This is a genomic window from Agromyces luteolus, from assembly GCF_009729855.1.
GTDB lineage: Bacteria > Actinomycetota > Actinomycetes > Actinomycetales > Microbacteriaceae > Agromyces > Agromyces luteolus.
Window position 1 is genome coordinate 59,748 of sequence record NZ_WODA01000026.1, and the last position, 25,125, is coordinate 84,872.

General features: G+C 73.4%; 28 protein-coding genes. 16 read left to right on the forward strand and 12 right to left on the reverse strand.

All coding sequences use genetic code 11. The features are described 5' to 3' along the window. Nucleotides 1-5: 5 nt before the first annotated feature. On the reverse strand, nt 6-980 hold the full coding sequence (locus GLX25_RS19455; protein WP_166548997.1) for a DMT family transporter: 975 nt from the start codon (nt 978-980) through the stop codon (nt 6-8). 88 nt (nt 981-1,068) lie between these two features. Here GLX25_RS19455 and GLX25_RS17870 point away from each other — a divergent pair, with 88 nt between their 5' ends. Continuing rightward, nucleotides 1,069-1,782, forward strand: a complete 714-nt coding sequence (locus tag GLX25_RS17870; protein ID WP_155843993.1) for a DNA alkylation repair protein — start codon at nt 1,069-1,071, stop codon at nt 1,780-1,782. Between the two features lie 489 nt (nt 1,783-2,271). Here GLX25_RS17870 and gap read toward each other — a convergent pair whose 3' ends face one another. After that, nucleotides 2,272-3,270: a type I glyceraldehyde-3-phosphate dehydrogenase gene (gap, locus tag GLX25_RS17875; RefSeq protein WP_155843994.1), complete on the reverse strand. Its 999-nt coding sequence runs from the start codon at nt 3,268-3,270 to the stop codon at nt 2,272-2,274. 199 nt (nt 3,271-3,469) lie between these two features. On the opposite strand from gap, the gene GLX25_RS17880 reads away from it, so the two are divergent. After that, complete coding sequence (locus tag GLX25_RS17880; RefSeq protein ID WP_166548998.1) at nt 3,470-4,024, forward strand: VanZ family protein; 555 nt, start codon at nt 3,470-3,472, stop codon at nt 4,022-4,024. 23 nt (nt 4,025-4,047) lie between these two features. Here GLX25_RS17880 and GLX25_RS17885 read toward each other — a convergent pair whose 3' ends face one another. Next, entirely contained in the window at nt 4,048-4,995 is a 948-nt protein-coding gene (locus tag GLX25_RS17885) for a GlxA family transcriptional regulator (protein WP_155843996.1), read from the reverse strand. A 135-nt stretch (nt 4,996-5,130) separates the two neighbouring features. Between GLX25_RS17885 and GLX25_RS17890 the strand changes: the two genes are divergently transcribed. From GLX25_RS17890 to GLX25_RS17900, 3 genes are all read left to right on the forward strand, one after another. Next, nucleotides 5,131-5,532, forward strand: a complete 402-nt coding sequence (locus GLX25_RS17890; protein WP_155843997.1) for a MobA protein — start codon at nt 5,131-5,133, stop codon at nt 5,530-5,532. Then, the gene (locus tag GLX25_RS17895) at nt 5,529-6,560 is read left to right on the forward strand and encodes an SDR family oxidoreductase (protein WP_166548999.1); all 1,032 of its coding nucleotides are present in this window, start codon (nt 5,529-5,531) and stop codon (nt 6,558-6,560) included. Before GLX25_RS17890 ends, GLX25_RS17895 begins: the two co-directional genes overlap by 4 nt. A gap of 245 nt (nt 6,561-6,805) precedes the next feature. Beyond that, nucleotides 6,806-7,159 carry a hypothetical protein gene (locus GLX25_RS17900; RefSeq protein ID WP_155843998.1) on the forward strand — a complete coding sequence of 118 codons (354 nt, stop codon included), beginning with the start codon at nt 6,806-6,808 and terminating at the stop codon, nt 7,157-7,159. Between the two features lie 8 nt (nt 7,160-7,167). Here GLX25_RS17900 and GLX25_RS17905 read toward each other — a convergent pair whose 3' ends face one another. From GLX25_RS17905 to GLX25_RS17920, 4 genes are all read right to left on the reverse strand, one after another. Continuing rightward, entirely contained in the window at nt 7,168-7,962 is a 795-nt protein-coding gene (locus GLX25_RS17905; RefSeq protein WP_271192536.1) for a transglutaminase-like domain-containing protein, read from the reverse strand. Further along, nucleotides 7,959-8,825 carry an NAD-dependent epimerase/dehydratase family protein gene (locus tag GLX25_RS17910; protein WP_309299149.1) on the reverse strand — a complete coding sequence of 289 codons (867 nt, stop codon included), beginning with the start codon at nt 8,823-8,825 and terminating at the stop codon, nt 7,959-7,961. Before GLX25_RS17910 ends, GLX25_RS17905 begins: the two co-directional genes overlap by 4 nt. Before the next feature lie 64 nt (nt 8,826-8,889). Further along, on the reverse strand, nt 8,890-10,257 hold the full coding sequence (locus tag GLX25_RS17915) for an RNA polymerase sigma factor (RefSeq protein WP_271192537.1): 1,368 nt from the start codon (nt 10,255-10,257) through the stop codon (nt 8,890-8,892). Then, complete coding sequence (locus GLX25_RS17920; RefSeq protein ID WP_155844000.1) at nt 10,239-10,613, reverse strand: YciI family protein; 375 nt, start codon at nt 10,611-10,613, stop codon at nt 10,239-10,241. The genes GLX25_RS17915 and GLX25_RS17920 overlap by 19 nt, the downstream gene beginning before the upstream one ends. A gap of 190 nt (nt 10,614-10,803) precedes the next feature. Here GLX25_RS17920 and GLX25_RS17925 point away from each other — a divergent pair, with 190 nt between their 5' ends. Next, entirely contained in the window at nt 10,804-11,286 is a 483-nt protein-coding gene (locus GLX25_RS17925) for a hypothetical protein (RefSeq protein WP_155844001.1), read from the forward strand. 42 nt (nt 11,287-11,328) lie between these two features. Here the strand turns inward: GLX25_RS17925 and GLX25_RS17930 are convergent, their stop codons facing one another. Beyond that, complete coding sequence (locus tag GLX25_RS17930; RefSeq protein ID WP_155844002.1) at nt 11,329-11,853, reverse strand: hypothetical protein; 525 nt, start codon at nt 11,851-11,853, stop codon at nt 11,329-11,331. Between the two features lie 96 nt (nt 11,854-11,949). Here GLX25_RS17930 and GLX25_RS17935 point away from each other — a divergent pair, with 96 nt between their 5' ends. Continuing rightward, a complete protein-coding gene (locus tag GLX25_RS17935) occupies nt 11,950-12,768 on the forward strand; it encodes a class I SAM-dependent methyltransferase (RefSeq protein ID WP_155844003.1) in 819 nt (272 codons plus the stop codon). A gap of 14 nt (nt 12,769-12,782) precedes the next feature. Here GLX25_RS17935 and GLX25_RS17940 read toward each other — a convergent pair whose 3' ends face one another. Continuing rightward, nucleotides 12,783-13,271, reverse strand: coding sequence for a nucleoside deaminase (locus tag GLX25_RS17940; RefSeq protein ID WP_240898472.1), 489 nt, complete (start codon nt 13,269-13,271; stop codon nt 12,783-12,785). Nucleotides 13,272-13,373: 102 nt separating this feature from the next. Between GLX25_RS17940 and GLX25_RS17945 the strand changes: the two genes are divergently transcribed. Further along, entirely contained in the window at nt 13,374-13,928 is a 555-nt protein-coding gene (locus tag GLX25_RS17945; RefSeq protein ID WP_155844004.1) for a hypothetical protein, read from the forward strand. Nucleotides 13,929-14,194: 266 nt separating this feature from the next. Continuing rightward, the gene (locus tag GLX25_RS17950) at nt 14,195-14,728 is read left to right on the forward strand and encodes a hypothetical protein (RefSeq protein WP_155844005.1); all 534 of its coding nucleotides are present in this window, start codon (nt 14,195-14,197) and stop codon (nt 14,726-14,728) included. Between the two features lie 119 nt (nt 14,729-14,847). Here the strand turns inward: GLX25_RS17950 and GLX25_RS17955 are convergent, their stop codons facing one another. Beyond that, nucleotides 14,848-15,813: a 5'-3' exonuclease gene (locus GLX25_RS17955; RefSeq protein ID WP_155844006.1), complete on the reverse strand. Its 966-nt coding sequence runs from the start codon at nt 15,811-15,813 to the stop codon at nt 14,848-14,850. 302 nt (nt 15,814-16,115) lie between these two features. Here GLX25_RS17955 and msrB point away from each other — a divergent pair, with 302 nt between their 5' ends. Together msrB and msrA are read left to right on the forward strand one after the other, a co-directional pair. Further along, on the forward strand, nt 16,116-16,586 hold the full coding sequence (gene msrB / locus GLX25_RS17960; RefSeq protein ID WP_271192538.1) for a peptide-methionine (R)-S-oxide reductase MsrB: 471 nt from the start codon (nt 16,116-16,118) through the stop codon (nt 16,584-16,586). Then, nucleotides 16,583-17,158 (forward strand): peptide-methionine (S)-S-oxide reductase MsrA, encoded by a 576-nt coding sequence (msrA, locus tag GLX25_RS17965; RefSeq protein WP_155844007.1) that lies wholly within the window; start codon nt 16,583-16,585, stop codon nt 17,156-17,158. Before msrB ends, msrA begins: the two co-directional genes overlap by 4 nt. Nucleotides 17,159-17,201: 43 nt before the next feature. On the opposite strand, the gene GLX25_RS17970 is transcribed toward msrA, so the two are convergent. After that, nucleotides 17,202-18,404 (reverse strand): FAD-dependent oxidoreductase, encoded by a 1,203-nt coding sequence (locus tag GLX25_RS17970; protein ID WP_155844008.1) that lies wholly within the window; start codon nt 18,402-18,404, stop codon nt 17,202-17,204. Between the two features lie 93 nt (nt 18,405-18,497). On the opposite strand from GLX25_RS17970, the gene GLX25_RS17975 reads away from it, so the two are divergent. The 4 genes from GLX25_RS17975 (at nt 18,498) to GLX25_RS17990 (ending at nt 21,710) form a co-directional block, all read left to right on the forward strand. Further along, nucleotides 18,498-18,974, forward strand: coding sequence for a MarR family transcriptional regulator (locus GLX25_RS17975; RefSeq protein WP_155844009.1), 477 nt, complete (start codon nt 18,498-18,500; stop codon nt 18,972-18,974). A gap of 10 nt (nt 18,975-18,984) precedes the next feature. Further along, nucleotides 18,985-20,037, forward strand: a complete 1,053-nt coding sequence (locus GLX25_RS17980; RefSeq protein WP_155844010.1) for an FUSC family protein — start codon at nt 18,985-18,987, stop codon at nt 20,035-20,037. Nucleotides 20,038-20,314: 277 nt separating this feature from the next. Continuing rightward, nucleotides 20,315-20,857 (forward strand): hypothetical protein, encoded by a 543-nt coding sequence (locus tag GLX25_RS17985; RefSeq protein ID WP_155844011.1) that lies wholly within the window; start codon nt 20,315-20,317, stop codon nt 20,855-20,857. Nucleotides 20,858-20,948: 91 nt separating this feature from the next. Beyond that, nucleotides 20,949-21,710, forward strand: coding sequence for a hypothetical protein (locus GLX25_RS17990; RefSeq protein ID WP_155844012.1), 762 nt, complete (start codon nt 20,949-20,951; stop codon nt 21,708-21,710). A gap of 4 nt (nt 21,711-21,714) precedes the next feature. Here GLX25_RS17990 and GLX25_RS17995 read toward each other — a convergent pair whose 3' ends face one another. Further along, nucleotides 21,715-21,933, reverse strand: coding sequence for a hypothetical protein (locus GLX25_RS17995; RefSeq protein ID WP_155844013.1), 219 nt, complete (start codon nt 21,931-21,933; stop codon nt 21,715-21,717). A 147-nt stretch (nt 21,934-22,080) separates the two neighbouring features. Here GLX25_RS17995 and GLX25_RS18000 point away from each other — a divergent pair, with 147 nt between their 5' ends. Next, nucleotides 22,081-25,074: an aminotransferase gene (locus GLX25_RS18000; protein ID WP_155844014.1), complete on the forward strand. Its 2,994-nt coding sequence runs from the start codon at nt 22,081-22,083 to the stop codon at nt 25,072-25,074. The last annotated feature ends 51 nt before the right edge of the window (nt 25,075-25,125 follow it).

Sequence of the window (25,125 nt, forward strand, 5' to 3'; positions counted from 1 at the left end):
GTGGGCTACGGGCGGCCGATCGGTGCTTCCGGCTCAGGCTCCGGCTCCGGTCCGCCCTCCGCGAGCGTCAGCGATGCCTGCTCGGCACAGGCCTCCTCGACGCCCTCGGCCGCGATCTGCTCCCGGCGCTTCCGTGTGACGAGGTACGAACCGGCGAGGACGAGCACGAAGCCGACGATCGTCCACACCGTCACGCGCTCGCCGAGCACCAGCGCCCCGGCGAGGATGGCGACGGCCGGGTTGACGTAGGTGATCGCGGTGGCCTTCACCGGCCCGATCTCGCCGATGAGCGCCACCATCAGGAGGAACGCGAGCGCGCTGCAGATCACGGCGAGGACGATGATCGACACGATGACATTGGTCGACGGCCAGGCGGCGGGCCAGGCGCCCGTGAACAGCACGAATGGCACGTACACGACGGCGGTGGCGGCGAGCGAGACGGCGACGACCCCGACGCCGGGCAGGTCGGGCATCCAGCGGGCGAGGATGGCGGGGCCCAGCGCGTACCCGATCACCACGACCGCCATCTGGGCCACCGCGATGAGGTCGGAGCCGGCGATGTCGAGCCCGACGAGGGCCGCGACGCCGAGCATGCCGAGCGCGATGCCGAGCCAGTTGAGCCGCGTGAGCCGTTCGGGGCGCCCCATGATGAAGGCGATGGCCACGCCCGCGAGCGGCACCGTCGCCAGCAGGAGCCCCGCCGTCGAGCTCGGGAGCCGCTGCTCGGCCGCGCTCAGGAAGTACCACGGCAGGACGATCTCGACCACGGTGTACGCGAGCATCGGCTTCCACCGCCGCACCACCTGCCAGACCTCGCGCCGGTAGAACGCGAGCGGCATCAGCAGCAGCGCAGCGAGCGCGGATCGTCCGAGCACCACCATCGCGGGCTCGAGCTCGCTCACCGCCACCTTGATGAACAGGTACGGAATGCCCCAGGCGACACCGAGCGCGGCGAAGAGGAAGAACCCACGGCGAGTCACGCGCCAAGTCTCGCGCGTGCCGCCGACACCCGCGATCGGTCGCGTTCCACCGTTCGCGGATGTCGCTGCGGGGATCTAGCGTGGGCCCATGGCCGCCGCTCCCACGCCGACCGCCGCCGCACTCCTCGCAGACCTCCGCGCCGCCGCGCGCCCGGACGAGTATCCGCAACGGCACTACCACGGCACGGCCGGCGTCCTCGGCGTGCGCATGGGCACGCTCTTCGACATCGCGAAGGGGTACACGGCGATGCCCCTCGACGAACTCGAACTCCTCCTGGGCGAACCCGAGTACGAGCCGCGGCTCGCGGCGTTCTGCATCATGGACTTCGCCGTGCGCGGCTCGCGCGACGACGCCGTTCGCCGCGACCGGTACGACCTCTACCTCCGCCGCCACGACCGCATCGACACGTGGGACATGGTGGACCGCGCGGCTCCGCGCGTGATCGGCGAGTACCTCGCCGCCCGATCTCGAGCGCCGCTGTTCGAGCTCTCCGCGTCGTCCGATCCGCTCCGCCGTCGCACCGCGATGACCGCGCCGCTGGGGTTCCTGCGCCGGGGCGATGCGGATGCCAGGGCCGACCTGTTCCGTCTCGCCGGGCTCCTGCTGGAGGATCCCGACCCGGTCGTCGCGAAGCCCGTCGGCATCGCGCTGCGGCACGCCGGAGCGGTCGACCCCGACGGCCTCGTGGCCTTCCTCGATGCGAACCTCGAGCGGATGCCCCGTCCCATCCTCCGCGCGGCCGCCGAGAAGCTGCCGCCGGGCACCCCGTACTCGCGCGCCGCCGGCCCGCAGGACCGCTGACGTCACCACTCGTCGCACGCACCGCCGCCACGCGCCGGCAGTCGTCACTCGCGTGCGGCTTGCGCCCCATCCTGCCTGCGGCCGGATCGCCGGACCGGCTCCGCGCCGTTCGAGCGAGTGCCTTCCTCCCCGAGACGAGGGAGAAAGGTATTCCGGGGATACCTTTCCCCCGCATCTTGGGAACGATGGATCGAGCCGGTGGGCGTCAGCACGATCGCGCAGGCGGCTGTGCCGGCGGTCGGCACGGCCGGCGCCGGCGGCAGGCAGGTCCGGCGCGGCGGCAGGCAGGTCCGGCGCCCGCGGCAGGCAGGTACGGCGCCGGCGCCGACCGCGCACACGGCCGGCACGGCCGGCAGACGCGAATCGCGCCGGCGGGGGCTCCACTCCCCCGCCGACGCGATGTCGGGGCCGGCCGGCCCGGGCGCATACCCGAGCCGACCGGAGTCGGTGCGACCGCGTTCGGCCCGGAGGCCCGCGGTCGGTCCGTGATCAGGCCGCGGCGAGCAGCCCGAGCGAGTCGATCACGCGGTTCGAGAAGCCCCACTCGTTGTCGTACCAGGCGACGACCTTGACGTGCTTGCCGTCGACGCGGGTGAGCGCGGCGTCGAAGATCGACGAGTGCGGGTTGCCGACGATGTCGCTCGAGACGAGCGGCTCCTCGGAGTACTCGAGCACGCCCTTCAGCGGGCCCTCGGCGGCGGCGCGGTACGCGGCGAGCACCTCGTCGAGGGTGACCTCCTTCGACACGGTCGTGTTGAGCTCGACGATCGAGCCGACCGGCACGGGCACGCGCATGGCGTCGCCGTTGAGCTTGCCGTCGAGGTTCGGCAGCACGAGGCCGATGGCCTTCGCGGCACCGGTCGAGCTCGGCACGATGTTCTCGGCCGCAGCGCGGGCGCGACGTGCGTCGGAGTGCGGGGCATCCTGCAGGTTCTGGTCCTGCGTGTAGGCGTGCACCGTCGTCATGAAGCCGTGCTCGATGCCGGCGAGGTCGTCGAGCACCTTCGCGAGCGGCGCGAGCGCGTTGGTGGTGCACGACGCGTTCGAGACGATCGTGTGCGACGCGGGGTCATAGGCATCCGTGTTCACGCCGAAGGCGAGCGTGACGTCGGCACCCTTCGACGGGGCCGAAACCAGCACCTTCTTCGCGCCCGCCTCGAGGTGCGCCTTCGCGGCCTCGGCGTCGGTGAAGCGGCCGGTCGACTCGAGCACGAGGTCGATGCCGAGCTCGCCCCAGGGCAGCTTCGCGGGGTCGCGCTCGGCGAGCACCTTCACGCGGCGGCCGTCGATGACGAGGACGTCGCCGTCCACCTCGACGGGGCGGCCGAAGCGGCCGCCGACGGTGTCGTACTTCAGCAGGCGCGCGAGCGCCGCGGGCTCGGTGAGGTCGTTCACGGCGACCAGTTCGAAGTCGGCGTCGCGCTCGATGAGCGCGCGGACGACGTTGCGGCCGATGCGGCCGAATCCGTTGACGGCGATGCGGGTCATGACGTCAGGAGTCCTTTCCTCTGTTGCGCGTTCCAGCATCATGGTGTGACGGATGCCTCGGCAGTGGCCGAAGCGACATCATGCGAAAGGATCTCGCCAACTCGTGCCCGCACGCCGCCGCGCCGGTCGGACGTCGACTCGTCCCGAGCTCCCACCGAGCACACAGCAGGGACAAAGGTCGGCCCGCGACGATCGGGACATGCGTCCCTCCCGAACCGCCGCCGTACTGCTCTTCGCGTACGTCGTCGTCATGCTCTGGGTGACGCTGGGACCCGCGCCCGGCGCGGTCTCCGGCAACCAGGCACGTCGCGGCGTCCTCGACCCGAGCATCTGGTTCGACTCCGACACGTGGACGATCGGCTCGCAGACCGAGTTCGAGCTCAACGTGCTCCTCTTCGTGCCGTTCGGCGCACTGCTCGCCTTCGCCCTCCGCGGGGCGCCGATGATCGTGCCCGCCGTCATGAGCGGCGGGTTCGCGCTGCTCATCGAGGTCGCCCAGATCCCGATGGCCGACCGGATCTCCGACCCGCGCGACCTCGTCGCGAACTCGCTCGGCGCCGTGATCGGCATCCTCGTCGCGCGCCTCTCCGACGCGATCGCGAGCATCCCCGCGAGGCTCAAGGCCCGCCGCCGCGCGGCGCTCGCGCGCGGGGGCACGCGCACCTCGCCGATCCGGACGGCGACCGGCGGCATCCGCCTCACCCCCGACGACCGCGCGAGCACCCGCGCGCCCGCAGGGCGAAGCATCCGCTGACCCGCCCTCCTGAGACCGGCCGCTCAGGCCGAGAAGGTGTGGCGGTACTCGCTCGGCGACGTGCCGAGGATGCGGTGGAAGTGCAGCCGCAGGTTCGCACCGGTGCCGAGTCCGACGCGGTCGGCGACCTGCTCGACCCCGAGGTCGGTGCGCTCGAGCAGCTCGCGCGCGAGGTCGATCCGGGCGCGGAGGATCCACTGCATGGGCGTGTAGCCCGTGTCCTCGACGAACCGGCGCGAGAAGGTGCGCGGCGACACGTTCGCGTTCCGCGCGAGATCGGCGAGCGTGAGCGGATCCTGCACGTGCTCCATCGCCCACTGCCGGGTCGCCGCGAACACCTCGCCGAGCGGCTCGGGCAGCGCGCGCGGCACGTACTGCGCCTGCCCGCCGCTGCGGTAGGGTGCCGCGACGAGCCGCCGCGCGGCGTGGTTCGAGACGGCGACGCCGTGATCGCGTCGCACGAGGTGCAGGCAGAGGTCGATGCCGGATGCCGCGCCCGCCGACGTCAGCACCTGGCCCTCGTCGACGAACAGCACGTTCTCGTCGACCCTGACGAGCGGATGCCGCGCCTGCAGCGCGCGCGTGTAGTGCCAGTGCGTCGTGGCCCGGCGCCCGTCGAGCAGTCCGGTGGCGGCGAGCGCGAACGCCCCCGTCGAGATCGCGGCGAGCCGCGCCCCGCGCTCGTGCGCGGCGCGCAGCGCGTCGACCACGGCGGCCGGCGGGTCCTCGCGGTCGGGGTGCCGGTAGCCGGGGATGAAGATCGTCTCGGCCCACTCGAACGCCTCGAGGCCGTCGGCCACGTGGTACGAGAGCCCGTCGCCGCCGGTCACCGGCCCGGGCTGCGCGCCGCACACGCGCACCTCGTACGGCATGCTCGCGCGGGTCGTGAAGGTCTGCGCCGGGATCCCGACGTCGAGCGGCTTGGCGCCCTCGAGCACGAGCACGGCCACCCGGTGGTTCCTGCGTGCCATCCGCTCGCCCCTCTCCCGAACGGCCGACGGGCCGGCCGCGGCGCGACCGGCGCACTGGCAAGGATGCCACCGATCGCAAGGATCTCGCAGCCCGGTGCCGTCGCGGCCCGACCGGCCCGCGCGTAGCGTGGGCGCATGTCCACCCCGGCCGGCCCCGAGGCATCCGTCGCCGACTTCGGCTCGCTCTTCGCGCGCGGCCTCGTGCAGTGGGGCCTGCGCGGCGACCCGCACCTGTGGCAGGCGATGCGCGACGCGCTCGCCGGCGAACCGTTCCCGGCCGGATTCTGGGACGTGCGCAGCGCCGTCCAGCGCGAGTTCGCGCGCCTGACCGGCGAGCCGCTGACCGACACCGACGAGCCGCTGCGCGTCGCCGCGTTCGTGACCGGCAGCGGCATCAGCGACGGGCGCGTGCTGCCGTCGTTCTGGGTCCGGACCGCGATCCCGATCCTCATCGACCGGTGGGCGGCGGCGCGTGACGCCGCGGACGACACCGGCCACGACGGCGACGTCCGCGGCCCGGACCGGGCGGCGATGTGAGCGACGAACGGGTCCTCGTCACCGGCGGCACCGGCTTCGTCGGGATCACCTGCATCGTCCGGCTGCTCGGCGACGGCGCCGAGGTCCGCACGACCGTGCGCGACCTGGCGCGGGCCGACGAGGTGCGCGAACTCGTGCGCCGCGCCGGGGCCGACCCGGATGGCGTCGAGGTCGTCGCCGCCGACCTCCTCGACGACGACGGCTGGGACGCCGCGGTCGCCGGCACCACGCACGTGCTGCACGTGGCGTCGCCGTTCCCCGCACGCCAGCCGAAGGACGAGGACGAGCTCATCGTGCCCGCACGCGACGGCGTCCTGCGGGTGCTCCGCGCCGCACGCGACGCGGGTGTGCGACGTGTCGTGCAGACCTCGTCGTTCGCGGCGATCGGCTACGGCCGGCCCTACCCGGGCCGCCCGTACACCGAGGCGGACTGGACGGACCCCGACGGCCCCGGCGTCACGCCGTACACCAAGTCGAAGACGCTCGCCGAGCGGGCCGCGTGGGACTTCATCGATCGGGAGGGCGGGGACCTCGAGCTCGCGACCGTCAATCCGGTCGGTATCTTCGGGCCCGCGCTCGGCGCGGACCTCTCGTCGTCGCTCGAGTTGCTGCGGCAGCTGCTGAACGGCGTCTTCCCGGTCGTGCCGAACGGCGAGGTAGGCGCCGTCGACGTGCGCGACGTGGCCGACCTGCACGTGCTCGCGATGCGCCATCCGGATGCCGCGGGCGAGCGCTTCCTCGCCGTGTCGGGCGACGCGATCACGTACGTCGAGCTCGCCCGGCTCCTGCGCGCCGGGCTCGGCGAGCGCGCCGCGCGCGTGCCGACGCGCGTGATCCCGGACTGGGCGGTGAAGGCCGGCGCCCCCTTCAGCCGCGACCTCCGGCTGATGTCGCAGGAGCTCGGCCGCCGCGCGGACGCGTCGCACGAGAAGGCCACGCGGGTCCTCGGCTGGGTGCCCCGCGAGCGCGACGAGGCGGTGCTGGCCTCGGCGCGGAGCCTCATCGACCTCGGCCTGCTCCGCGACTGACGCAGCCATCGAAGACCGGAGCCCCGCCGAACCGGAGACATCCGTCGACTCGTGACGTCACCGAGACCGTCGTGACCCGATCGAAACCGACGTGACCGGATCGTGACCGCTCCGGACACGAAACCGGCGTCATGCGCGCACGCCTCGCGGGAGGATGTCTGGAGCATCACCGCGAGCTGGGACGACGACGTGCCGGATCTCCCGGCACGCGGGCACCGCCACGCGAACATCCGGGGGAACGAGACATGTCGGCAGCCGAGTCGCACGAGTCGGGCGAGGACCGCCTGCGCGTCGGGGACCCCTCGGCGTCATCCGGTCGCGGGGTCGGATCCGCCGCGCTCGTCCTCGGCCTGACCACGGTGATCCTCGCGTTCGCGACCCCTTACCGGGAGTCCCTCGGTTCGGCTCTGCTCGCGGCCCTCGCGGTGTTCACGTCGACGCTCGGCCTCGTCGCGCGCAGCCGCGCGCGCCGCGCCGGCGAGCGGCCGTCCACCGCGGCGATCGCGGCGGTGTGGCTCGGCATCGGCGCGCTCGCGATCGTCGCGATCTCCGTGCTCCCCGCGCTGCTCATGCCGAGCTCGACCGGCGTCGCCGGCTGACGCCGGTCTCAGCCGAGTCGCACGAGCCGGCGCACGTCGTCGTCGGGCAGCTCCTCGGCGACCGCCGTCACCTCGACCGAGTCGAGCCGGACGACGCCGCCGTACAACGAGAGGAACGCGGTGTCGGCCGCGTCGCGCCCGGTCGAGATGCGCACCATCGTGTCGCGCGGCGCGAGCGTCGTCGCGTCGACGACGTGCCACGCGCCGTCGACCCACGCCTCGGCGACCGCGTGGAAGTCCATCGGATCGAGGCCCGGCGCGTACACCGCGACGAGCCGCGCCGGCACGTCGAGCGCGCGCAGCAGCGCGACGACGAGGTGGGCGTAGTCGCGGCACACGCCCTGGCGCGCGAGGAGCGTCTGCACCGCGCCATCCGTCGGACTGCTCGAGCCCGGCACGTACGACAGGCGCGTGCCGACCCACGATGAGACGGCCGCGAGCCAGTCCGCGCCGTCGAGCCCCGCGAACTCGGCGGCCGCCGTGGCGGCCAGCCTGTCGGACTCGGCGTAGCGGCTCGGCCGCAGGTACGTGAGCAGGTCGACGGCGTCGACGGATGCCTCGGCCGCTCGCCCCGGCACCTCGGCCGCGTACGAGCACTCGAGCGATCCGGCGGGCGCGTCGACGACGTGCAGGCGGTTGCCCGCGGCATCCGTCAGCTCGGCCGCCTCGATCGGGTGGCCGTCCGCGCGGAACGCGAGGCGCTCGGTCGCGTCGGCGCCGCTCGCGACGGCGACCTGGAAGGCCAGCCGGGCGGGCTCGTCGACGCGCAGCCGGAGCTCGCAGCCGACCGAGCGCGCCGTCACGAGCGACCCTCGCGCCAGCCGAACTCCGGCTCGAAGCCGAGCTCGTCGCGCGCCCGCTCGATCGAGAACAGCGAGGCGTTGCCCTCGAACTCCTCCTTCAGCGGCACGCCGGGGAAGAACTCCTCGATGAGGTCGCGCGTCGGACGCGTCATGACGGAGTCGGCGTTCGCGATGACGTAGGCCCGGGCGCCGTCCACGTCGGCCTCGAGGGCGCGGCGCACCGACTGCGCGGCATCGCGCACGTCGATGTACCCGAACGCGTTGAAGAGCCGCGAGGCGGGATCCTGCTCGAAGCCCGGGAACTCGTCGTAGCGCGCCGGGTCGATGACGTTCGAGAAGCGCAGCGCGATGAACGGGATGCCCGTCCAGTCGGACACGTGCTCGGCCATCGTCTCGCCGAGGACCTTCGACAGCGAGTACGTCGACGTCGGCTTCGGGTAGTGGTCCTCGTCGAGCGGCAGGTAGTCGGGCGGGGCGTCCGGCCCGAAGTCGAGCCCGAGCGTCGTCTCGCTCGACGCCCACACGACCTTCTCGAGTCCGAGCTGCGCGGCCGCGAGGAAGACGTTGGAGTTGACCGCATTGTTGACGTTCAGCGTGCGTGCCGGCGTGAAGATCGACGGCGCCGGGATCGCCGCGAGGTGCGCGACCGCGTCGACGCCGGAGAGCACCTCGATCGCGTCGCCGAAGTCCGTCAGGTCGGCCTGCGTGTAGACGAGGTCGGGCCGCGACCAGCGCGCCGGCAGGAGGGGCGACGGCGGCGTCACGTCGGTCGCGAGCACCTCGTACCCGTGGTCCAGCAGGTCGGCCACGACGGCGCGACCCGCGAGCCCCGAGGCTCCGGTCACGCAGATCCGCATCGACATGGGCGTGCTCCTTCGTTCGCTTCGGTGTCGGACGCTCCAATCCTGCCGCCCGGCCGGGGTCGCGTCACCCGGGTTGCGCGTCGGCTTCGAGCCGCGCAGCGCGGCCGGCGAGGTATGCGCGGACGTCCGCCTCGTCGGCGAGCTCGGCGGCGCGCCGGTACGCCTCCTCCGCCTCGCGGCGCCGCCCGGCATCGGCGAGCAGGTCGGCCCGCGCGGCCCACCAGGGCTGGAAGTCCGACGCGTCCGCGGGCAGCTCCGCGAGCCCGGCCTCGGGACCATCGAGACGCGCGACGACGACCGCGCGCGCCACCTCGGCGCCGAGGCTCGGCGCGACGAGGCGGAGGGCGTCGTAGAGGGTGCGGAGGGCAGCCCAGTCGGTCGTGCCCGTGCGACGCCGATCGCAGTGCACCGCCTGGATCGCGGCCTCGAGCTCGAACCTCCCGGGGCCGGGCGCGGGCCCACGCGCGTCGCGACGCGCGTCGACGCGCTCGTCGCCCCGCGCGCCGACGCGCTCGCGGGCGGCGCGGCGCAGGGCGGACTCCCCCGTCGCGATCAGCCCGGCATCCCACGTCGACGGATCCTGTTCGTCGAGCGGAACGAAGCCCGCGGCATCCGCCCCTCGTCGCGCGAGCGACAGCGTGGTCAGCGCGGCGAGGCCCCACGCCTCCGGCTCGTGCTCGAGGAGCCGGGCGAACACCGCGGCCAGGTACTGCGCCTCGCCCGCGAGCGTGCCCGCGTCGCCGCGCCAGTCGATCGCCGCGCAGCCGTAGATCGCCTCGAGCACCGGCGGCACCCGCTCGGCCATCGCACGCCGATCGGGCACCGCGAACGGGATCCGCGCGTCGCGGATGCGCCGCTTCACGCGCACGAGGCGCTGCGCCATCGTGGCGGGCGGCACCGCGAAGGCGCGAGCGATCTCCGCCGCCTCGAATCCGAGCACCGCCTGCAGCATCAACGGGGTGCGCACCGACGCGTCGATCGCCGGGTGCGCGCACGTGAAGAGCAGCTCGAGCCGGCGGTCGGGGATCCGGTCGGGGTCGAGCTCGGCGAGCGGGTCGTGGGTCGGGGCGGATGACCCGGGGCCGCGCACCCCGGTCGGCGCGAGTGCGCTCGGCGCCCCCGACTCGTCGTCCGCCGGCCACGGCACCGTGCGACGCCGGGCGGCGGACCTCCACTCGTCGCGTTCGCGGTTCCTGGCCACGGTGAGCAACCATCCGTCGGGGTTGGCGGGCACGCCGGCATCCGGCCAGACGCGGAGCGCGCGCTCGAACGCGTCGGCGAGCGCATCCTCGGCGAGTGCGAGGTCGCCCGTGGATGCCGCGAGCAGCGCGACGAGCCGACCGTACGACTCGCGCGCTGCGCGCGCCGCCGCGGTCCGCGCCGCGGCGAGGCGAGCCGCCCGTTCCCGGTCGGTCAGCCGTTCGGCGTCCACGCGCCCGCGACGGTGTACACGGCGCCGGGCCGAACCTCGATCGCGCCCCATTGCAGTGCAGGCGCCTGCCGCGCCCACTCGATCGCGGCGTCGAGGTCGTCGACGTCGAGGACGAGCGTGCCGCCGAGCTGGTCCTTGGTGTCGGCGAACGGGCCGTCCTGCACCTGCAGCGCGCCGTCCCGGAGGCGCAACGTGGTCGTGCTCGACGACGGCTGCAGCACCTCGGCGGAGATGAGCACGCCCGCGGCTTCGAGCGTCTCGGTGTAGCTCGCGAAGGCGCGCTGCGCCTCCTCGATCGCGGCGGGGTCGAGTTCGTCGGCCACCTCGGGGTAGTGCATCAGCAGGGTGTAGCGCATGGCGGTCTCCCTCCGGCCATCAGCGGTCACTGTACCGGGCCGCTCCGGCCCGTCGACATGATGACGATCGAGCCCGCCGCCGATCGACACCCGGGTCCGATGCGTTTCCCAGGAGCCCCGCGCCGGACGCGCCCGTTGTTCGTTCCATGCAGACGGATGCCGCGGCATCCGTCGCCCGTACGATCGACGCATGACCGATCCCGCGCCCGATCCTGACGACCGCGAGCGCCGCGACGGCCGGGGCGACCCTGCGAGCGGCGGCCCCGTCGACGGCCCGACCGGCCAGCCGCCGACGCCGTGGTTCGGCGACCAGTACGACGTCGGCGGACTCGGCATGGGGCGCCTGTTCGCGTGGGGCGCGGTGCTGCTCGGTGCGGGTGCGCTCGGCATCGCGCTGTTCGCGCCGCTCGAGGGGCAGGCGCTGCGCACCGTGTGGATCGCCGGCTTCGGGGCGGCCGCGATGTGGGTCGCCTGGATGGCGCCGTCGCGCTACCGTCGCGCGGGCGTGCGCGTGTCGTGGGCGGTGCCGCTCGCGACGGTGCTCGGCGCGCTCGCGATCGGCGTCGCGATCTACGCGTTCATCGTGATCGTCGCGGCGAGCGGCGGGGTGCAGCTCCCGGCGCCGTCGTACTGGTTCGGCACCACCGAGCCCGCGCCCGGCGTGCCGACCTGAGCCGCGGCATCCGCCTCGATCGAAGCGGCACGGCCGCGCGCGTCAGGGTGTCGGCAGCGGCCGGTCGTATCCGTCGATGACGTCCCGGCCGCGGGCCACCACGCCGAAGAGCTCCCACCGCGGCTCGCCGATCGTCCCGCCGACGATGCAGTTGCTCGCACTCGAGTCGACGAGGTCGGCCGGCCGATTGCCGTCGTCGACCTCGATGTACACGAACCACAGCCCGTCGTCGCGGAGCAGCACGGTGGCGTCGGGGAACGGCGCGTGGTCGAGCAGCGCGAAGTCGCCCGGGTAGTAGGCGTAGGTCTGCGCACGGCAGAGCGCGTAGGCGTCGATCGCCTCGAGCGGCCGGTCGGCGTCGGCGCTGATCGGCGCGTCGGATGCCGGCGGCATCTCGCTCGCCGTCGGCGACGGGGCCGGCGTGGTCGCCGCCGGCGGCTCGGTCGTGGCGGGCGCCACCGGGCCGCCCGGCGCGCAGCCGGCGAGGGCGAGGACGACGGCCGCGGCCATGATCGGTCCGGCGGTCACGCGGCGTCCGCGGCCGCGTCGGCGGTGGGTCGGGTCCATCCGGCGAGCGTATCCCCGGGCCCTCGCCGGCCGTCACAGGGCTCGCCCTGAGCCGGGCCTGTTGCCGCGCACGCGCGACGGGCGTAGAAACGGAGCATGGTCGAGGCCGATGTCTGGCAGGACGGCAAGCCGTACGAACGATACGTCGGGCGCTGGAGTCGCCTCGTCGCGGCGAAGTTCGTCGACGTGCTCGACGCGGCTCCCGGCATCCGCTGGCTCGACGTCGGCTGCGGCACGGGCGCGCTCACCAGCGCCGTGATCGAGCGGTGGGCGCCGTCGTCGATCGTCGGCATCGACCCGTCCGAGGGGTTCCTGGCGACCGCGCGCGAGCGGCCCGACATCGCCGGACGGGACGAGGCCCGGTTCCTGGTCGGCGACGCGGAGCACCTGCCCATTCCGGACGACAGTGCGGACGCCATCGTCTCCGGGCTCCTGCTGAACTTCCTGCCGGATGCCGCGGCCGCGGTCGCGGAGTTCACCCGGGTCGCCGCGCCCGGCGCGCTCGTCGCCGCCTACGTCTGGGACTACGCCGGGGAGATGCAGATGCTCCGGACGTTCTGGGACGTCGCCGTCGCGCTCGATCCGGAAGCCGCCGAGCTCGACGAGGGACGGCGGTTCGCACTCTGCCGGCCCGAGCCGCTGCGGCAGCTGTGGTCGCGAGCACCCGGGATGGACGTGGCCACCGTCCGCATCAAGTCGATCGAGATCGGCATGACGTTCGCGGACTTCGACGACCTGTGGGACCCCTTCCTCGGCGGTCAGGGCCCGGCGCCCACCTACCTGCAGTCGATGACGGATGGCTCGCGCGCGGCGATCCGCGACCGGATGCGGGAGGAGACCTCCTTCGGCTGCCGGCCCGACGGCTCGATCATGCTGCGGGCGCGAGCCTGGGTGGTCGTCGGCCGGCTCGGCTGAGCGTCGCCCGGGGATCAGGCCCAGAACCCGGCGTGGACCTCGACGGCTTCCGGAAGGTCGGCGGGTCCGACGACCTCGACCGGGCGGCCGCCGCGCGCGAACACCTCGCGCGAGGGCAGGCTGAGCGTCGGGACCCCCTCCTGCTCCGCGACGAGATCGCGGAGGCCCGCCTCGGACAGCGCGAACACGACGCGGGGGATGCCGCTCCAGTAGATCGCGCCCGAGCACATCGCACACGGCTCGGTGCTCGTGTAGAGCGTCGCGGTCGCGAGTTCGGCCTCGTCGAGCGTCGCGGCCGCCTCGCGCACCACGTTGGTCTCGGCGTGCCCGGTCGGATCGCGCCGCGTCACCACCGTGTTCATGCCCTCCACGACGCGCCCGTCGGCGGTGACGACCACCGACCCGAACGGGTGGTCGCCGCGCTCGCGCGCCTGCCGGGCGAGCTCGACGCACCGCCGGAGCCGCGCCAGGTCGCCGTCGCTCATGCCGTTTGTGCCGCTCATCCCGCTCCTCCTCCGTCGACGGATGCCTCCGGCCTCCCATTCTGCGCTCGTCCCTGTGGATGACGCCGTCTCGGCCGGCGCCGATCCCCTACCTTGGACCGCATGCCCCGCGCCCTCCCCCGCCTGGCCGCGCTCGCCATCACCGCCGCGATGCTGGGTCTCGCCGCGTGCGCCGCGCAGTCGCCCGAGCCGACGCCCGCCCCGACGACGGATGCCGCCGACGCCCCGCTCTTCGCGACCGACGAGGAGGCGCTGGCGGCGGCGGTCGCGGCGTACGAGGCGCATCTTGCTGCGACAGCCGGGATTCTCTCCGGCGAGCAACCCGTCGACGCCATACGAGAGGTTTCGTCACGCGAGTACGGCGAACAGCGTGTGTCGGAACTCACAGCCTTCCTCGATTCGGGATTGCGGGCGAGCGGATCTATCGCGATCGACTCCACCTCATTGGTCGAGACGTATGTCGAGGACGATGGCACCGCGGTCTCGATATACGCGTGCCAAGACGTCTCCGGAACGACGTTGCTCAACGCCGACGGCAAGGATGTCACGCCCCCTGATCGCGACGAACGGGTCCCGCTAGTACTGCAGTTTCGAGAGTCCAGCGGCGCACTGAAGGTGAGTGGAAATGAACTATGGTCTGGCGACGACTTCTGCTAGCAACGGCGATAAGCGCATCAGCAGTGGTGGCGGCTGGATCGTCCGGCTGCCCTGCAGACCTTCAGCTCGCAGGCTTATGCGACCTCCGACTTGACCCATCAGTGTCAGACGATCTCGTGCAGATCGAGGCAGAACTCTCAGAGATGAGTGAGCGAGCCGGCAATCCAACCGCGGACTTGACCAGCGACGCGACCGACGGTTCTACTCTCGTCCCTTCCCGCCCCACCGCGCCCCCGCGCGACGTGTGCAACCCCGAGAATCCCACGGTGTGCGCGTTCGAGGGCGCCGAACCCGAACCGCCCGCTCCCGGCGAGCCGACGGTCACGCTGCGCGACATCGCGTCGTTCCGGCCGAGCGTGCCGTCCGGCGAGATGCAGCCGGCCGGATGGGCGGTCGTCGGGCTCCCGGCGAACTTCATCGGACAGGGCTCGGTCGAGACCCGGTCCGGCAGCCTGCTCGGGCGTCCCGCCGAGGTCAGGTTCCACCCCGTCGCCTACCGGTGGACGCATTCCGACGGCGCCGTCGTCCACGCCACCGACCCCGGCGCGACCTGGGACGAGCTCGGCGTCGCGGAGTTCACCGCGACGCCGACGAGTCGCACGTACACGGCATCCGGCCGGTACACGGTCGACCCGACCGTCGTGTACGTCGCGGAGTACCGCTTCGACGGGTCTGCCTGGCGGTGGATCGACGGCACGCTCAGCCTGGCCGCGCCGCGGATGGACGTGCTCGTGGGCGAGTTCGACACGGTCCTCGTCACCGGCGACTGCACGGCGATCCCCGACGGCCCCGGCTGCTGACCCGGGCGCGGGGAGGCGTCTTTCCCCGGACCTCCGGTACTTCGGTACCGAGTGTCAGCGCGGGACTCACCCACCCTTTCAACCACGCGACCGCCGACGCGGCGAGCGTCCCCGACGCGCTACGCTCGTGGCGCCCGGTCGAGTGAGGCGAGCGCGCGCGGCACCGACCCGCCGAGGTTCCACTCCTCCGCCAGGTCCTCGAGCGTCTCGCGGCGAGCCCCGGTGACCGGCGCGAGCCGAGCACCGAGTTCCTCCGCCGACGGCAGGTCGAGGTCCCGCACCACGTTGACCACGGTCGGGGCGACGGCGAGGTACTCGTGCGCGCCCGTGAGCTTCGCGCGCATCGAGGCCGACATCGTCGCGGGCGCGGCGGCCGCGGCATCCGGATCACCCGAGGCCACCGCGAGCATCGCGTCGAGCGAGCCGAAGTCGCCGAGCAGCCCCGCCGCGGTCTTCTCGCCGATGCCCGCGACGCCCGGCAGCCCGTCGGACGAGTCGCCTCGGAGCGTCGCGAAGTCGGCGTACTGCGACGCCTCGATGCCGTACTTCGCGACCACCCACTCGTTGTCGACCAGCTCCAGCCGATTCATGCCGCGCGCCGTGTAGATGATCCGGACTCCGCGATCGTCGTCGACGAGCTGGAACAGGTCGCGATCGCCGGAGACGACGTCGACCGGCATGGTCGCCTGTGTCGCGAGCGAGCCGATCACGTCGTCGGCCTCGTGCGCGGCGACGCCGACGATCGGGATGCCGAGCAGGCCGAGCGTCTCGCGGATCATCGGCAGCTGCGCCTCGAGCGGGTCGGGCACCTCCTCTATGTCGGGACCGGCCGGCACGACCAGCTCGACGCGGTGCGCCTTGTAGCTCGGGATGAGCTCGACGCGCCAGTGCGGACGCCAGTCGTCGTCCCAGCAGGCGACGAGGTGCGTCGGCTCGAACTCGGCCACCAGCCGGGCGATCATGTCGAGCAGACCCCGCACCGCGTTCACGGATGTCCCGTCGGCGCGCTTCAGCGAGTCGGGCACGCCGTAGAACGCCCGGAAGTACAGCGACGCGGTATCGAGGAGCATGAGTCGATCGGCCATGCGCCGATCCTCCCACCACCGGGTGACGGGCGTGGGGTCTCGATACGCCGCTGCGCGGCTACTCGACCACCGGAGGGAGACACTGCGCGGCTACTCGACCACCGGAGGGGAGGCACTGCGCGGCTACTCGACCACCGGAGGGGGCTCCCGCGGCGCTCACAGCGAACCCACAGCGGGCGGGCGCATCCTGCGGAACATCGGCCGCCCCTCGATGGTTCTTCCTCATGGACGCAGACGTAACCGGCCCAGCCGGTGTCATGGTCCGGGCGGCCCAGCCGGTGCCGCCAGGAGAAGGAGCAACCGTGTCACACGACTACCGCAGGACTCCCGAGGCGGTCGACCGCCTCACCCCGCTGCAGCGCAAGGTCACGCAGGACGACGCGACCGAGCCGGCGTTCCGCAACGAGTACTGGAACAACCACGAGCCGGGCCTCTACGTCGACGTCGTCTCGGGGCAGCCGCTGTTCGCGAGCGTGCACAAGTACGACAGCCGTTCGGGCTGGCCGAGCTTCACCCGTCCGATCGACCAGACGGCCGTCACCGAGCATGTCGACCGCTCGTTCTTCATGAAGCGCGTCGAGGTGCGCTCGGCGGGCGCCGACAGCCACCTCGGCCACGTCTTCGACGACGGGCCGACGGATGCCGGGGGCCTCCGCTACTGCATCAACTCCGCCGCACTGCGCTTCGTCCACCTCGACGACCTCGAGGCTGAGGGCTACGGCGAGTACCTCATCCTGTTCAGCACGACCACCACCACCGAGGAGACCGCATGACCACCCCAGGCGCCATCACCACCGTCCCCGGAGCCGAGACCGCGGTCCTCGCGGGCGGCTGTTTCTGGGGCATGGAGGACCTCGTCCGCAAGCTGCCCGGCGTGATCGACACGCGCGTGGGCTACAGCGGCGGCGACGTCGAGAACGCGACGTACCGCAACCACGGCTCGCACGCCGAGGCGCTCGAGGTCGTGTTCGACCCGGCGAAGATGAGCTACCGCGAACTGCTGGAGTTCTTCTTCCAGATCCACGACCCGAGCACGAAGAACCGCCAGGGCAACGACGTCGGCACGAGCTACCGCTCGGCGATCTTCCCGACGAGCGACGCCCAGTACGACACGGCGATCGACACCATCGCCGACGTCGACGCCTCCGGCATCTGGCCGGGCCCGGTCGTCACCGAGGTCGCGCCCGCCGGCGCGTTCTGGGAGGCCGAGCCCGAGCACCAGGACTACCTGCAGCGCATCCCGTGGGGCTACACCTGCCACTTCGTCCGGCCCGGATGGCGCCTGCCGAAGCGCGACACGTCCGCCTCGGAGTCGACCGGCACCGAGTCGGCCGCCGCGAGCTGACCCGCTCGCGCCAACCGGCCGGCGCTGCGAACGGGCGTGTCCGTCACCCGACGGGCACGCCCTTCGCGTTCCAGTCGACGCGGAACTCGTAGAGGTCGTCGTTGCGGTGATCCTCCATCGCGCGACCGAGGAAGCGCGGCAGCATCGCGTCGCGCACCGCGATCCCGAGCCGGGAGCGCGTGACGCGCTTGTTGCGGTCGACCGCCCGGGCGTACCCGACGATCCGCTCGACGCGCGGCCGGCGCATCCGCTCGAACGCCGCGAACGCCGCCCCGTGGTCGGGGGCGTCGCGCAGTGCGCGGGCGAGCGTGATCGCGTCCTCGAGTGCGAGGGACGCGCCCTGCCCGGCACTCGGGCTGGTGGCGTGCACCGCGTCGCCGAGCGCGACCACGCGGTCGCGGTACCAGTGCGGGACGTGCGGCAGCGCGTGGATCGGGTGGGCGGACACGGGCCCGACGGTGCTCGCGACCAGGTCGGGCACGGGGAAGGGGTCGTCGCGGTGCAGCTCGGCGAGGTCCGCGAGCCACCGGTCCGACGGGATCGCCGCGAGCGCGCGCCGGTCTGGCTCGGGTCGCGTGAGGTTCGCGAACCAGAGCGCCGTGCCGTCGTCGCGGACGAGGTAGCCGAAGAACGCGCGCGCGCCGAAGACCATGACCCGCGTCTCGTGGGTCGGGGCCAGCCCCGGGACCCGGGCGAACCCGCCGAGTCCGACGAGCCCGGTGTACGTGGGCGCCGGCGCGCCGGGGTCGATCCAGGTCCGGGTGAGCGAACCGATCCCGTCGGCGCCGATGAGCACGTCGGCGTGGAGCTCGCGCCCGTCGGCGAGCGTCGCGATCGCGGCATCCGTCGACGAGCGGATGCCGGTGACGCGCACGCCGTCCTCGATGGGGATGCCGGCGCGCGCCGCGCCGTCTCGCAGCACGGCGTGCAGGTGGGCCCGCCGCACGATCACGCCGCCGCGCGCGAGGTCGCCCGCCGGACCGTTCGGGACCACGCCGAGCTCGCGCCCGCGACCGCTCAGCATGACCATCCGACCGGCCCGGTGCCCGTCGGCGACGAGGGCGTCGCGGAGCCCGAGCTGCGCGAGCACGTCGAGCCCGTTCGAGGCGACGTTGAGGAAGGCGCCTCCGTGCCGGCCGGGGGTCGGTGCCGCCTCGACGACCCGGACCTCCCATCCGGCACGCGCGAGGAACATCGCGACGGCGGGCCCGGCGACTCCGCCGCCGACGACGAGGGCGGTGGGCATGGCATCCTCCTCCCGCCCGCGAGCGGACGATAGACTGTGGACTGAACCGAGAGTCTCGATGAGAGAGTCTCTCTGATTTCGAGAGAATAACGGATGCCGCCGACATCGTCAACGCGTCGCGCCCTCGTCGCGCGCAACGCCGAGGTCATGCGCGACTTCATGGCGCACGCGGTCCTCTTCCAGGACGCGGTCGCGCGCTCGGCCGGGCTCAACAGCACCGACCTGCAGACGGTCGGGCTCCTCCTCTCCGGAGGCCCGGCGACGCCGGGCGAGCTCGCCGCGCGCACGGGCCTCACCGCCGGCGGGGCGATCACCGCGGTGGTCGACCGCCTCGAGCGCGCCGGGTTCGTGTCGCGCTCGCGCGACCCCGACGACCGACGCCGGGTGCTGGTGACGGCCGACGCCGATGCGATCGCCGCGGCCGTCGGCCCCGCGTACGCGGGCGTGACGGAGCGATGGGGCGCCGTCCTCGAGTCGCTCTCCAACGACGAGCTCGCGTTCGCCAACGACCTCCTGGCGCGGGCCGCCGACGTGAACCGCGGCGAGGTCGAGCGGATGCGCGCCCGCTAGCGTGGGGCGCATGCGGTTCTCCGAACGGTTCCGCGCCACGAAGCGGGCGCCGATCCTGCAGGTGCTGAAGTCCGCGGTGGCGACCGTCGGCGCCTGGCTCATCGCCGGGTGGCTGATCCCGGGGCCGCTCCCCGTCTTCGCCGCGATCGCGGCACTGCTCGTCGTGCAGCCGAGCGTGAACCAGTCGCTCGGCAAGGCCCTCGAGCGCAGTGTCGGCGTCATCGCGGGCGTCGCGATCGCGTCGGCACTCGGCCTGCTCTTCGGCCCGAACAGCTGGGTGATCCTCGTCGCGATCCTCGTGGCCCTCGTCGCCGCGTGGGCGGCGCGGATGACCGCTGCGACCGCGAACCAGGTCGCGATCAGCGCGATGCTCGTGCTCGCGCTCGGCGGCACGTCGCCGGAGTACGCGCTCGACCGCGTGCTCGAGACGCTCATCGGCGCCGTGATCGGCATCGTGGTGAACGCGGTCATCGTGCCGCCGGTGCTCGCGGGGCCGGCACGCGAGCACCTCGCCCGGCTCGGCAGCGAGCTCGCGGCATCCGTCGACCGCCTCGCCGAGGCGCTGCTCGCACCGCAGCGACCGGCCGACCTCACCGAGCTGATGCTCGAGGTGCGGCTCATGCGGCCGATGCGGGATGCCGCGGGCGCGGCGATCGCCGACGCCGAGGAGTCGCTCACGCTGAACCCCCGTCGCTCGGCCCATCGCGGCGACATCGCCGAGCAGCGGCGCCTCCTCGCCCGGCTCAGCCCCATCGTCACCCAGGTCGGCGGGATGACGCGGGCCTTCGTCGACCACTACGACGACGGCCTCGCGACCGAGCCGACCGTCCGCGCGATCGCGGAGCAGCTGCATCGCGTCGCCCACGACGTGCGGCTCGCCGTGCACCTCGCCGAGGTCGACCCGGAGCCGCTGACCTCCGTCATCCCCGCGCTGACCGCGCCGCTGCAGATCGGCGCGCCGAAGTCGGAGCACTGGATCCTGCTGGGCTCCCTCCTCGAGGACCTCCGCCGGATCCGCGAGGAACTCCTCGAGGAGGACGTCGACACCGGCCCGCCCTCCTGACGTGCGCCCCCGTCCGAGCCGACGAAGCCGAGGCGGTCCACCATCCACCCGCCCGTGCCAGCGGCCTGATGGCCATGCGAAGCGGCCTGATGGCCATGCGAAGGCGTCCGGAGGCCCCGCATTCCGCGCCCACGCAGGCGCACCCGTCCTCCACCGGCACGCCGTCCGACGCACCCGGTGACCGTTCCGTCCGCAGACGAAGGAGAAAGGCATCCCCGGAATACCTTTCCCCCATGATCACGAGAGAAACCATCGCTCGATTCGCGAGGCGATCGCGATGAGCGGGCTCACGACGGTCAAGGTCGACGCCGAGACGCACCGACTCATCGGCGATCTCGCGCACCTGCTGGGCCGCACCCGCGGGCAGGTCGTGCGCGACGCCGTGAACGCGTTCGCCGTGTGGCGCGAGCGCCGGCTCGACGAGGGCGCGGAGGAGCGCGACCAGCGGCTCGCGCTCGCGGGCGCACGACACGTCGGGCGCCTGGCCGCCGGCGAGCTCGAACTCTCGACGGCCGAGCGGGCCGAGCGGTCGCGGATCGGTGCGAGCCGCATCTCGGAGGCGACGTTCCAACGGCTGAAGATCGCCGAACGGCTCGAGCTCCGGCGAACGGACCTGGAGACCGCGTTCGGCGAACTCGGGGCCCGCAACCCGCGACTCGTCGACCCTCGCGAGCACGGCCGGGATCCGGCGTCGACGGTGCTCCTCGTCGACCTCGACGACCCGAGCCGCTTCCCGATGGGCGTGCTGCTCCTGACGGCGCTGGAGCACCTCGACGAGATCGTCGACGTCGTCGCGACGAACGGCCGCCGGTCGTGGTGAGCAGTGGCACGCCCGCGCCCGCGCGATGGCGTGACTCGGCCCACCTGTCAAGCACTGGGGACGAGCGACGGGATCCGCCTACGCTCGCCTGATGCGCGCGCCGCGCCCGCGGCCGCAGGGAGGCACGACGATCACCAACGCACGCGACACGACCGACACGACGGAACGCACGGTCCCCGACTCCACGACGCCGCACCACGTGGGCGATGCGCTCCGGCGCACGCCGCCCTGGATCCACGTGGCGATGGCGGTCGTCGTCGCGGTCACCGTCGCGGTGGTGCTCACGCAGCCGTGGTTCGCACCCACCGACCTCGTGCGCGACAGCCAGGCCGTGGCCGCGAAGCACGGCGACGCCAGCCCCGCGTACGGCCTGGTGTCGAACCTCGGCATCGTCGTCCTCGTGCTGGCGGCGGGCACGCTCGTGGCGGCACTCGCACTCGTGCCGCGAGGCGCGGCGTCCCGCCGACTGCTCGCATGGGGCCTCGCGCTCAGCCTCGTCTTCGCGCTGGACGACCTGCTCCTGCTCCACGAGACCGCCGCGTTCGGTCCGGGCTCGGGCACGGTGCTCGCGGCCGCGTACGCCGTCGGCTTCCTCGCCTTCGCGCTCCGCTTCCTCGACGCGGTCGTCGAGCGCTTCGACCCGGCGCTGCTCGCCATCGTGTTCGTCGGGCTCGGCGCGTCGGCGATGGTCGACGTGCTCGTGGACCCGGCGACCCGCCTCTCCGTCATCGTCGAGGACGGCGCCAAGCTCCTCGGCGTGCTCGCCTGGTCGGCCTTCGTCATGCGCGCCGCGATCCTCGCGCTGAGCGCCGACCGCGCGGCGGCGGACGGAGCGGCGGGCCACCGGCCGTAGCCGGTCAGGCGAGCAGGTCGCGGACCGCCTCTCCCCACTCGAAGCCGCAGTCGCGGCAGTCGAAGATCGGCGCCTCGCCCGACCGGCCGGCGGCCGCGGGATCGGCCTCGACCTCGAGGTCGAGCGGGCCGTACACGATGACCCGCACCGCGGCGGAGCCGCAGCGCAGGCAGGGCTCGTCGAGCACGTCGGGCTCGAGCGTCGGAAGCGGCTGGTTCGTCATGGCCATCACGGTACGAGCGACCGACGACATCCGCGGCAGGCCGTCCGCGCGTCGCCCGCGCGGTGGACGTTCGGCAGCGGGATCGACACGACGGCGCTCGGCCGGAGGCATCCGCCCTGACTATGTTCGAGGCGGAAAGGGGCGAACATGAGCCAGCCCGCGAGCCGCCGCGGATTCGACTTCTTCTCGGCCGGCGAACTGCCCGCACCGGCACTGCCCGTCGACGAGGTCGCCGGGATCGTGCGCGAGCAGTGGGGACTCGAGGTCGGGCTCGAGCCGCTCGGCAGCCAGCAGGACCAGAACTTCCTCGCGCGGGCGCCCGGCGGCGGAACGCCGATCGGGGTCGTGAAGATCACCAACCCGGCGTTCACCGCCGACGAGCTCGACGCGCAGGACCACGCGGCATCCCGCATCGCCGACGCGGCGCCGCACCTCCGGATCGCGACGACGAGCCTCGCCGACGACGGCACGCCTCGCTCGGTCGTCGCCGACACGAGCGAGGGCCCGCTCGCCATCCGGCTGCTCGAGCACCTCCCGGGCGGCACCCTCAACGGGCCCGCGTACCTCTCGCCCGCCGTCGTCGCGCGCATGGGCGGGATCGCGGCGCACGCGAGCCTCGCGCTCGCGGGGTTCGAGCACGTCGGCCTCGACCGCGTCCTCCAGTGGGACCCCAGGCACGCCGATCGCGTGGTCGACCTGCTGGCGAACGTGCACCCCGACCCCGCGAAGCGGGCGCAGGTGACGGATGCCGCGTCCCGCGCCTGGGCGGAGGTGCGGGCCGTCGCCGCCGACCTCCCGGTGCAGGCCGTGCACCTCGACCTGACCGACGACAACGTCGTGTGCACGACCGAGCGCGGCATCCGCCTGCCCGACGGGATGATCGACTTCGGCGACGTGACGCGCAGCTGGGCGGTCGCCGAGCTCGCGATCACGATCTCGTCGGTGCTGCACCACGCGGGCGCCGAACCCGTGTCGGTGCTGCCCGCGGTGCGGGCGTTCCATGCGCTGCGTCCCCTGTCGTCCGCCGAGGTCCGCGCGCTGTGGCCGCTCGTCGTGCTGCGCGGGGCCGTGCTCGTCGTGAGCGGCGAGCAGCAGGTGCAGATCGACGGGGGTGCGAACGCGTACGCGGCCGAGGGCGTCGAGCGGGAGTGGCGGATCTTCGAGCAGGCCGTCTCGGTGCCGTCGTCCGTGATGACGCACGTGATCGCCGACGCCCTCGACATCGGCCTCGACGCCGGTGGTCGAGCAGCACCGGCGAAGCCGGCGCCCCCCGGTGGTCGAGTAGCACCGGCGAAGCCGGCGCCCCCCGGTGGTCGAGTAGCACCGGCGAAGCCGGCGCGTATCGAGACCGACCCCGCCGTCGACCTCGACCGCGCGATCCGGCTCGACGTCTCGATCACGTCCGACGACGTCGACGCCGGCGCGTGGCTCGACCCGGAGCTCGAGGACCGACTCGCCCTCGCGGCCCTCGACGCGGGCGCACCGCTCGCCTGGCTCGAGCGCGCGACGCCCCGCCTCACGCGGAGCCGCACGCTCGCGCCCGAGTCATCCGCGACCGTGCCGCTCGGCATCGACGTCTGGTTCGCGGCGGCGACCCGGGTGTCCACGACGCGGGGCGACGCTCACCTCGTGGTCGAGGCCGCCGACGGCATGACGATCCTCGACGGCACCGTGCCGGCGCGCACGCGCGCCCGCATCCGGCTCGAGGCATCCGACGCCCCGCCGCACGTCCCGCACCTCGTCCGGCCCGAATACGCGGTCGGCTGGCTCGCGGTCACCGAAGACCCCGCCGCGGCGATCGGGTTGCACGACGAGGGCCTCGATGCGGCGCTTCGCGCCGACTCGACCACCGGGGACGATGCGGCAGCGCTCATCGCGCGGCGCGACCGGTCGTTCGCCGACGTGCAGGAGCACTACTACGACACCCCGCCGCGGATCGAGCGCGGATGGCGCGAGCACCTCGTCGGCACCGACGGGCGCGTCCACCTCGACATGGTCAACAACGTGACGCCGCTCGGTCACGGGCACCCCGGCCTCGCCGCCGCGGTCGCGAAGCAGCTGCGCACGCTCAACACCAACTCGCGCTTCAACTACGGCGCGGTCGTCGAGTTCTCCGAGCGCCTCGCGGCCCTCGCCCCCGACCCGCTCGACACCGTGTTCCTCGTGAACTCGGGCTCCGAGGCGACCGACCTCGCGCTCCGCGTCGCGATGGCGGCGACGGGTCGCCGCGACGTCGTCTCGGTGCTCGAGGCCTACCACGGCTGGACCTACGCGTCCGACGCCGTGAGCACCTCCACGGCCGACAACCCGAACGCGCTCGCGAGCCGCCCCGACTGGGTGCACCCCGTCGACGCGCCGAACCCGTTCCGCGGCCGCCACCGCGGAACGGACGCGGTGCGCTACGGACCCGAAGCGGCTGCGCGCATCCGCGAGCTCGCGGCATCCGCTCGCCCGCCGGCCGCGTTCATCGCGGAGACGTTCTACGGCAACGCCGGCGGCATCCCGCTGCCCGACGGCTACCTCGCCGAGGTGTACGGGGCCGTGCGCGAGGCCGGCGGGCTCGCGATCGCCGACGAGGTGCAGGCCGGCTACGGCCGGCTGGGCGACTGGTTCTGGGGCTTCGAGCAGCAGGGCGTCGTGCCCGACGTCATCGCGGTCGCGAAGGCCGCGGGCAACGGCTACCCGCTGGGCGCGGTCATCACCACGCGCGAGATCGCCGCGCGCTACCGCACCCAGGGGTACTTCTTCTCGTCCACGGGCGGCAGTCCCGCCTCGAGCGTCGCCGGGCTCACCGTGCTCGACGCGTTCCGCGACGAGGGGCTCCAGCGGAACGCGGCCGACACGGGCGCGTACCTGAAGTCGCGGCTCGAGGCGCTCGCGGAGCGCCATCCGCTCATCGGGGCCGTGCACGGCCTGGGGCTGTACCTCGGCGTCGAGTTCGTGCGCGACCGAGCGACCCTCGAACCCGCGACCGAGGAGACCGCGGCGATCTGCGACCGCCTGCTCGAGCTCGGCGTCATCATGCAGCCCACCGGCGACCACCAGAACGTGCTCAAGGTGAAGCCGCCGCTCGTGGTCGCGAGGGAGAGCGCCGACTTCTTCGTCGCGATGCTCGACCGGGTGCTCGCCGAGGGGTGGTGAGGCGCGCGCCGCGGCCCACCGCACCACTGCCGGAGGAGCCCGCACGGGTCT